This is a genomic window from Herbaspirillum lusitanum P6-12, assembly GCF_000256565.1.
Classification (GTDB): Bacteria; Pseudomonadota; Gammaproteobacteria; order Burkholderiales; family Burkholderiaceae_D; genus Herbaspirillum; species Herbaspirillum lusitanum.
Map to the genome: position 1 here is coordinate 1 of NZ_AJHH01000649.1, position 8424 is coordinate 8424.

Consider the following 8424-nt stretch of genomic DNA (forward strand, 5'->3'; position numbering starts at 1 on the left):
CGCGGCAGCAGCGGCGCGGTGATGGTGCGGGTGATCGACCAGGTGAAGAAGGCGCCCAGCAGCAGCGTCACCAGTCCGATCACGATCATGCCGATCCGGCCGCTGTGATAGCTGTTCTGGAATTCGACATAGGCTGCCGACATGTCTTCCTGCTGATACGCGGCGAGTGCGGCCACGCTGGCCATCCACTTGTCGTAGGACGGCAGGAAATCGCTCTTGAGGAGTTGCGCGGCGTCGAAGTAATTGCCGGCGCCGACCATTTCACGGATCTTTTCGACGATCGGGAACAGCACCTTGCGTTCGGCGGCGGAAGCCGTCAGCAATGCCTTGCCCTTGTCGGTGGAAGTCAGTTTGGTGAGCTGGCCTTCATAGCCCGCATAGGCTTGCAGGATCTTGGCGAGGCGCTGGTTTTCCTGCTGGCCTTCGGCGGCATCGGTAGGCGTGACCACCTTGCGCAAGGCCAGCGCCAGGGCGCTGCCGGATTCGCGCATGCTCATCGCCGCGGTCATGCTGGCGACCTTCTGATCGATGATGTAGGCGCTGCTGCTTTCCATCTGGGTCATGCGCCACAGGCCGTTGAGCAGGATCGCCGCTGCGCAGAGCAAGACCAGACAGAATCCCAGTGCAAGACGTGCACCAATTTTGATATTTGAAATCATAACGCTCAACTTCCCCTGATAAAAAACTGCCGTCCCTGAAGATGCAAACCGCCGGATAGTGACATCGCTTGTTGCTGCCGGCAGATCGGACCCGGGCTCACCGGCGGACGGTCTACCTTGTTTCTTCAGCAGGATTCATGCCTGCCTGAATATCTTTTAATTGTACGGGTTTCGCCCCGATTTTTCTTGGCGTACAGCAATATTTATTGTTCGGGAAAACGCGGTGCGCCAAGGCGGGTTCTCCCTGCCTCGGCTGCTCCGTATCGCCGTGAATGCCGCGTCTGCGCGCGTGGTCTGTTCCGGCGTTTCATAGTCCTTTTGATGCTTGTGCCGCATCTTAGATAAGCGCCGAAAACAAGGCTAATGCTTTGTGCGCATGTAACTATACCTTTATCGCATAGTTGCCTTAAACGCAATCCGGACGCACGAAAGCAGCGCACGCGAGCTGAAAAAACGCATGAAAAAAGCCCGCACGACGGATCGGGCGGGCTCGTTCGTTTTTCCTGGATCAACACAACATGCAGCGCTTGCACCCAGGTTCAAAACCGCTCCATTCACACTCTCCCCACTCGTTGCCGACACCGGCCCGCGAACGGGGCCGGCAGGAACCTGAGATCAGTGCATGCTCAACGGGAATCGTGCAGCACGGCACTGCCCAATTCCATCGGAGCGGCGCTCCGGGCATAGTGCAGATGCTGCAGGAATTGCTGAGTGGCGGCATCCCAGGAATACGTCAGCGCATGCGCGCGCACGTCGTCGCGCGACAACTGCAAGGCATCCATGCAGGCGACGTCGAGCTCTTCGTTCAAGGTGCCGGAAAAGCCGTCGGCCACGACGTCGATCGGTCCTTCGACCGGATACGCCGCAACCGGTACGCCGCAGGCCATGGCTTCGGCCAGCACCAGCCCGAAGGTGTCGGTGCGGCTGGGGAACACGAACACGTCGGCGCAGTTGTAATACGCCGGCAATTCATCATGCCCCTTGGCGCCGAGGAAGCGCACCTGCGGATAACGCTGCTCGAGTTCTTCGCGCTGCGGCCCGTCGCCGATCACCCATTTAGAACCGGGCAAGTCGAGCTTGAGGAAAGCTTCGATATTCTTTTCGACGGCGACGCGGCCAACGTACAAAAAAAGCGGTCGGGCGATGCAGGCGTGGTCTTCCGTCGCCGGCTTGAAATGTTCGGTGTCGACGCCGCGCCCCCACAAGGCGACGTTGCGGAAGCCGTTCTTTTCCAGCGATTCCTTCATCTTCGGCGTCGGCACCATGATCGCTTTGGACGGACCGTGGAACCAGCGCATCAACCGATAGGTCAGCGCCTTCGGCAACAGCTTGCGGGCGCTCAGGTATTCCGGGAAGCGCGTGTGATAGGCGGTGGTGAAATCGAGTTTGTGCTTGAGGCAGTAACGACGCGCCGCAAGACCCATCGGGCCTTCGGTGGAGATGTGGATGCAGTCCGGCTTGAACGCATCCAGCGCGGCGGCGATCTTGGCATACGGCTTGTAGGCCAGCCGTATTTCTGGGTAAGTCGGGCAGGCGAACGTGCGGAAATCGCGCGGCGCCAGCATCAGTACCTCGTTGCCTTTGTTGCGCAGGCATTGTTGCGTTGCCCGCAGGGTGTTGACTACGCCATTGACTTGCGGTTCGCCCGCGTCGCTTACGATGGCAATGCGCATAAATCTTCTACTCCGGCCAGTTTGGAACTCTTCTTCAGTTGCATGATTTCGCCCCAGGTCACCAGGCGCAGTTCGCCGGCTTCGTCTTCCACCAGGGCCGACAGGCTTTCCACCCAGTCGCCGTCGTTGCAGTACTTGATGCCGTTGATGTCGCGGATTTCCGGTTTGTGGATGTGTCCGCAGATGACGCCGTCGAGGCCCTTCTTGGAGGCTTCGGCAGCCAGCGCATCTTCGAACGAGGTGATGTAGTTGACCGCGTTCTTGACCTTGCCCTTGAGGTACTGCGACAGCGACCAGTAGGGCAATCCGGCACGCGCGCGCCAGCTGTTGAACCACTGGTTGAACTTGAGGATCATGGTGTACAGGTTGTCGCCGACATAGGCCAGCCACTTGGCGCAGGCGATGACGCCGTCGAAACGGTCGCCGTGAATGACCAGCATGCGCTTGCCGTTGGCGGTGGTGTGCACCAGTTCGTCGCGGATCTTGATGCCGCCGAAATCGAGGTCGATGAACTGGCGGATGACTTCGTCGTGGTTGCCCGGCACAAAAATGACATTGGTGCCCTTCTTGGCTTTCTTGAGCACCGTCTGCACCACGTTGTTGTGGCTTTGTTCCCAGTACCAGCGACGCTTGAGCTGCCAGCCGTCGATGATATCGCCGACCAGATAGAGCGTCTCGGACTCGGTGGCGCGCAGGAATTCAAGCAACCGTTGCGCCTGGCATCCCGGCGTGCCGAGATGCACGTCCGAGATCCAGATGGTGCGAAAATGGAGAGGATCGCGTTTCGTTCCCAGAGTGGCGTCTATACCGTTGGCATCCAGAAATTGATCGCGTGATCTCATGCGGCTCTCGATTCTTTCAGGTAGTGGCGGGCGTAGCGGCCATCCAGCTTGGCCAGGGGCAGCAGCAGGAAGAAATCGGCGGAGTGGAAATCAGGATCCCAGGCCGGTTCGCCGCAAACCCATGCGCCGCTGCGCAGGTAGCCGCGCAACAGCGGCGGCACTTGCGGCTGGTGGCCGGCTTCGCGTTCTTCGATCGGGAAGGCGGTGTGCGGCGTGACGCTGTACTCTTGCGGCGCCATGTTGTTTTCGCGGAAGGCGTGATACAGCGCCCGTCGGCCAGGCTGACGCTGGCGCAACCCATCAGGTAGTCGCAACGCTCGCGGCGCATGAAGTCGGCGATGCCGGCCCACAGCAACATGATGACGGCGCCGCTGCGGTAGTCCGGATGGATGCAGGCACGGCCGGCTTCGCAGATGACGTTGCGGATATTGTCGAGGCGGCTCAGGTCGAATTCCTGCTCCGAGTAGAACTTGCCCATGCGGCGTGCGGCGTGGGGACTCATCACGCGGTAGGTGCCGACCACGCTCAGGGTCTTGTTGTCGCGTACGATCAGGTGGTCGCAGTAGTCGTCGAATTCGTCCTTGTCGAGACCTTCTGCATTGGCCAGCGCCGACAGGTTCATGGTTTCAATGAAAACCTTGTAGCGCAAACGCTGTACTTCGCGGACTTCTTCCGGCGTGGTGGCCAGACTCAGTGACAGTTTGGAAGAACTGGGGTTAGCATCTGCCGGGGTGGTGAGCAGTCTCATGCATCGTCCTTTTTCAGTTGACAACGATGCAGAGCGTAACTGTCGATTATTTCAGGCCAATGACACACGGGCACGGCATGGCCGGATAGCAACAGCGGCACGCTGTCAGCCTCCGGCAAGGTTTGCGGACCGACAATGGGCGGTAAAGACGTGAACTTAATGCGATGCCTTCCCTCGAACAAGCTGGAGTGCATTACCGTTCGTTTCCTCCCCTCCCCATACAGAAAGACGCCATGACTGAAGACGAAATCCGTCGCAATGCTTTCGCCATGCCCATCCACAACCCGGCTTTCCCGCCTGGTCCCTATCGCTTCGTCGATCGCGAATTCCTGATCATCACCTACCGCACCGATCCGGAAGCACTCAAGAAAATCATTCCGGCGCCGCTGCAGTTCGTCGAACCGATCGTCAGGTTCGAATTCATCAACATGCCGGACTCGACCGGCTTCGGCCACTATTGCGAGTCGGGACAGGTGATTCCTGTCACGCTCAACGGCGTCGCCGGCGGCTACGTGCACAGCATGTACCTCAACGACCATCCGCCGATTGCGGGCGGACGCGAGCTGTGGGGCTTTCCGAAAAAACTCGGCACGCCCGAGCTGCGCGTGCACACCGACACGCTGGTCGGCACGCTCGATTACAGCGACTTCCGCATCGCCACCGGCACCATGGGATTCAAGCATCGCGCGCTCGACCACGAGGCGGTGGCGAAGACGCTGGGGTCGCCCAGTTTCCTGCTGAAAATCATTCCCCACGTCGACGGCACACCGCGCATCTGCGAACTGGTACAGTACAGTCTGTCCGACATCACCATCAAGGGCGCCTGGACCGGTCCCGGCGCGCTGGACCTGCATTCGCATGCACTGGCGCCGATCGCCGACCTGCCGGTGCTGGAAGTCATCTCGGCGGTGCACATTTTGTCTGACCTGACTTTGCCGCTGGGCACGGTCGCTTACGATTATCTTGCTAAATAGTTTTGTTCAATATTTTTGCTCAATATCTTGCTTAATAAAAGGGAATGTCATGGTACTCAAAGATAAAGTCGCTCTGATCACGGGCGCAGCCAGCGGTATCGGCAAAGAAATCGCCATCGAATACGCCAAGGCCGGCGCCAAGGTCGTCATCGCCGATCTGGCGCTCGACGCCGCCAAGGCCGCCGCCGAAGAAATCAACAAGAGCGGCGGCACCGCAATGGCCGTCGCCATGAACGTGGTGGACGAGGCGCAAGTCGACAAGGGCATCGCCGACGCCGTGGCCGCCTATGGCACGCTCGACATCCTGATCAGCAACGCCGGCATCCAGATCATCGCCCCGATCGTCGACAGCACGCTGGAAAACTGGCGCAAGATGCTGGCGATCCACCTCGACGGCGCCTACCTGACCACACGTGCCGCGATGCGCGCGATGATCAAGGCCGGCAAAGGCGGCTCGATCATCTACATGGGTTCGGTGCACTCGCACGAAGCGTCGCCGCTGAAGGCGCCGTACGTCACCGCCAAGCACGGCCTGATCGGCCTGGCCAAGGTGGTCGCCAAGGAAGGCGCGAAAGACAAGATCCGCTCGAACGTGATCTGCCCGGGCTTCGTGCGCACGCCGCTGGTGGAGAAGCAGATTCCCGAGCAAGCCAGGGAACTGAACATCAGCGAAGAAGACGTGATCAAGAAGGTGATGTTGAAGGACACCGTTGACGGTGAATTCACCACGACTGCGGATGTGGCGCAGACGGCGGTGTTCCTCGCGGCGTTTCCCACCAATGCGCTTACCGGCGGCCGTTGGATGAAGAGGCCGCCTTGATTGGCGGCTTTTTGTTTGGTGTCCCGACTCTGTTTATTCGTTGCTGATGCTGTTCTTTCTTCGAGCAACAACACACACGAAGTCGGAACAAAACACGGAGAGAAAAAACCTATCCCTCCATCTCCCCTACCCACTCCCCATCCTGCATCTTCGGATAAACCTTGACCAACAAAATCTTCGGCCCCTTCATCTTCTTGACCACGATGTCAAAAGCATGAAACTCGACCTTCTGCCCTTCCTTCGGCACCTCGCCCAGCTTCTCCATCACCAGGCCGCCAACCGAATCCACCGTCTCGTCATACTCAAGATCGATGCCCAGCATGTGCTCCAGCGTCACGATGGGCAGACTGCCCTTGCCCAGCAAAGTCCCGTCGTCCTGCCGCGTCCACTCGTTGGAGGTATGACGAAACTCATCGCGGATCTCGCCCACCAGCACGCTCAGCAGATTGTCCAGCGTGACGAAACCCAGCGGCACCTGCCCCTTGCGGCCGATGATCGCGAAGTGCGGCGAACCGGTGCGGAAACGGCGCAGCAGTTCCTGCGCCGACAGGCTCGGTGAAATGTATTGCACCGGACGCAGGTATTGGCGCAGATCGACGATGGCCTTGCCGTCCTGCTGCGCGATGAAGACGTCCTTCAGATGCAGCAACCCCAGCACCTCCTGCTGCTCGGCGTCGAAATACGGATAGCGGCTGAAACGGTTGCGGTAAATGATCTGCATGTTTTCATCATGCGTATTGGCGGCGCTCAGCGCGACAATCTCGTTGGCCGGACGCATCAGGTCCATCACCTTGAGGTCGCCGAAGTCGAGCGACTGCGCCAGCACGCTCCACTCCTGCGGCGTGAACTTGCCGGTCTTGCCGCCGGAGCGCAGGATCAGCTTGAGCTCGTCCGAGGAATAGTGCGAATCATGCCCATGCACGCCGCCCAGGCCGGTAATCCGCAGCACCCAGTTGGCGCTCAGGTTGAGCAGCCAGATCGCGGGATACATCGTCCAGTAGAAACCGTACAGCGGCATCGCACACCACAGGCCGATGCGCTCCGGGTTGCGGATCGCCATCGACTTCGGCGCCAGCTCGCCGACCACGATATGCAGGAAGGAAATGATCACGAAGGCGAACACGAAAGACACGCCGTGGATCAGCTCCGGCGAGCTCACGCCGAGCAAGGCGAACAGGGGTTCGAGCAAGCTGGCAAAAGCCGGTTCGCCGATCCAGCCGAGGCCCAGCGACGCCAGCGTGATGCCGAGCTGGCAGGCCGACAGGTAAGCGTCGAGTTGATTGTGGACAGTCGCCAGTATGCGTCCGCGCAAACCCTGCGTCTTGACGATGGCTCTGATGCGGGTCTGGCGCAGTTTGACCAGACCGAATTCTGCTGCGACGAAAAAACCGTTCAGCGCGACCAGAAAGAGGGCCGCGACGATCAGCAAGATGTTTTCCAACGAGGGTACCTATTGAGTAGTGGAGAAAATGCGAGAGAAAATACGCCTGCCGAAGAGCAGCTAACAAAACAGCGCGAAGTCCGACGGGCCGGGCCGCGGGATGCGCAATGAAGAAATCGCGAGCGGAAAAACTGCGAAGGTTTTGTTAGCTGCTCTTGCATGTTGCTGCAAGCACAAGACGTAATTTACCACGAGACGGCGTACGACCAAGCCTCTGGTCGGAAAACCATGTCAATCCGGCAAAGGAAAAGCGCCTCAGCGTTTCAGCTCAGGTGTGATGAAGCGCAGTCCCAGCACGACATAGCGGCCGCGCGTGTCAGCACCGAAGGTATTGCCGTAAGTCAGGTCGAGTTCGACATGCTCCGGCACCAGCGTTGCCCGCACGCCGGCCTGGTAGGACGGCTTGCCCTTGTTCTCGCCGAACACTTCGCCGATGAACGAGAGCCGGTCCGCCAGCTTCGTCTCGTTGCCCAGTCCCCAGGTCAGACGCGTGGTCTGTTCCTTGCCTTTGCGGATCGCCCCCAGATTGGTGTGCAACAGCACCGCGTCGTCTTTGAAGGAAAACGAGGTCAGCAGCTTGGAATAGACATTCCACGAACGTTGGCGGCCATCGTCGCCGCTGTCGGTTTGGCGCACCACGCCGGCCAGCATGCCGACGCCGTAGCTGTCGGGCGACATTTCGCGGAACACGGTCTTGCCCTGCAACTGGCTGTTGGCCAGGTACATGCCGGCGCCGTCGCGTTGCCAGGAATTGCCCCACGACACTTCCAGGTTGCCGGTCAGGTTGCACGACGGATTGAGCCAGCGCTCGGTGCCGTCGCGGTTGAATTTCCCCCAGGCTTCCAGCTGGCATTTGTTGGCGCCGAGGACTTGTGCGTCGTCGACATTCATTGCGCCGGCGGCGAACGCCGACTGCATTCCCAGCAATCCGTGGACGGCTACGGTTGCGATCATCATGTGTTTTTTCATAGAGGTCCCGTCTTCGAATTCTGACGCAGGCAGCGGTGGCTTGCGTCGGGCCTGATGCTAGCACCATGCCTTCAGGACAAGCAATCGGAAAACGGCTGAAGGAGCAGTAAATACGGAAGAAGCGTAAAGAAGATGGAATTACCAGATAAAAAACTACAGTCGCAACATGCTGTGTTGCGACTGCTTATCGTTTACCTTCGACAGGTACAACTGTCTGAGATGACACACGCAATACGTTGACGCTTCAGCGCTTGCGCGGACGCGCCGGGCGCTGGCTGGCGCGGGGCTCCTAGGAACG

7 protein-coding genes and 1 pseudogene are annotated in these 8424 nt (G+C 59.5%); 2 read left to right on the forward strand and 6 right to left on the reverse strand.

What is annotated here, in order from left to right; genetic code table 11:
- From HLUSI_RS0121355 to HLUSI_RS29970, 4 genes and pseudogenes are all read right to left on the reverse strand, one after another.
- On the reverse strand, positions 1 to 659 hold a 659-nt coding region (locus HLUSI_RS0121355), incomplete at its 3' end, for an MCP four helix bundle domain-containing protein (protein WP_016835888.1).
- 626 nt (positions 660 to 1285) lie between these two features.
- Positions 1286 to 2332 carry a glycosyltransferase family 4 protein gene (locus HLUSI_RS0121360; protein ID WP_016835889.1) on the reverse strand — a complete coding sequence of 349 codons (1047 nt, stop codon included), beginning with the start codon at positions 2330 to 2332 and terminating at the stop codon, positions 1286 to 1288.
- On the reverse strand, positions 2314 to 3174 hold the full coding sequence (locus tag HLUSI_RS0121365; RefSeq protein ID WP_016835890.1) for a UDP-2,3-diacylglucosamine diphosphatase: 861 nt from the start codon (positions 3172 to 3174) through the stop codon (positions 2314 to 2316). Before HLUSI_RS0121365 ends, HLUSI_RS0121360 begins: the two co-directional genes overlap by 19 nt.
- A pseudogene (locus HLUSI_RS29970) lies at positions 3171 to 3922 on the reverse strand (GNAT family N-acetyltransferase). Before HLUSI_RS29970 ends, HLUSI_RS0121365 begins: the two are co-directional and overlap by 4 nt.
- A 233-nt stretch (positions 3923 to 4155) precedes the next feature.
- Here HLUSI_RS29970 and HLUSI_RS0121375 point away from each other — a divergent pair.
- A complete protein-coding gene (locus tag HLUSI_RS0121375; protein WP_016835892.1) occupies positions 4156 to 4896 on the forward strand; it encodes an acetoacetate decarboxylase in 741 nt (246 codons plus the stop codon).
- Positions 4897 to 4945: 49 nt separating this feature from the next.
- Positions 4946 to 5716, forward strand: coding sequence for a 3-hydroxybutyrate dehydrogenase (locus HLUSI_RS0121380; RefSeq protein ID WP_016835893.1), 771 nt, complete (start codon positions 4946 to 4948; stop codon positions 5714 to 5716).
- A 109-nt stretch (positions 5717 to 5825) separates the two neighbouring features.
- Here HLUSI_RS0121380 and HLUSI_RS0121385 read toward each other — a convergent pair whose 3' ends face one another.
- The gene (locus HLUSI_RS0121385) at positions 5826 to 7157 is read right to left on the reverse strand and encodes a hemolysin family protein (RefSeq protein WP_016835894.1); all 1332 of its coding nucleotides are present in this window, start codon (positions 7155 to 7157) and stop codon (positions 5826 to 5828) included.
- A 255-nt stretch (positions 7158 to 7412) separates the two neighbouring features.
- Entirely contained in the window at positions 7413 to 8114 is a 702-nt protein-coding gene (locus HLUSI_RS0121390) for a hypothetical protein (protein WP_016835895.1), read from the reverse strand.
- Between the last annotated feature and the right edge of the window lie 310 nt (positions 8115 to 8424).

Bases quoted from the DNA above. Each gene is read 5' to 3' on its own strand.
- HLUSI_RS0121380 (WP_016835893.1), top strand. From the start codon at position 4,946: ATGGTACTCAAAGATAAAGTCGCTCTGATCACGGGCGCAGCCAGCGGT.
- HLUSI_RS0121360 (WP_016835889.1), bottom strand. From the start codon at position 2,332: ATGCGCATTGCCATCGTAAGCGACGCGGGCGAACCGCAAGTCAATGGC.
- HLUSI_RS0121375 (WP_016835892.1), top strand. From the start codon at position 4,156: ATGACTGAAGACGAAATCCGTCGCAATGCTTTCGCCATGCCCATCCAC.
- HLUSI_RS0121390 (WP_016835895.1), bottom strand. From the start codon at position 8,114: ATGATGATCGCAACCGTAGCCGTCCACGGATTGCTGGGAATGCAGTCG.
- HLUSI_RS0121365 (WP_016835890.1), bottom strand. From the start codon at position 3,174: ATGAGATCACGCGATCAATTTCTGGATGCCAACGGTATAGACGCCACT.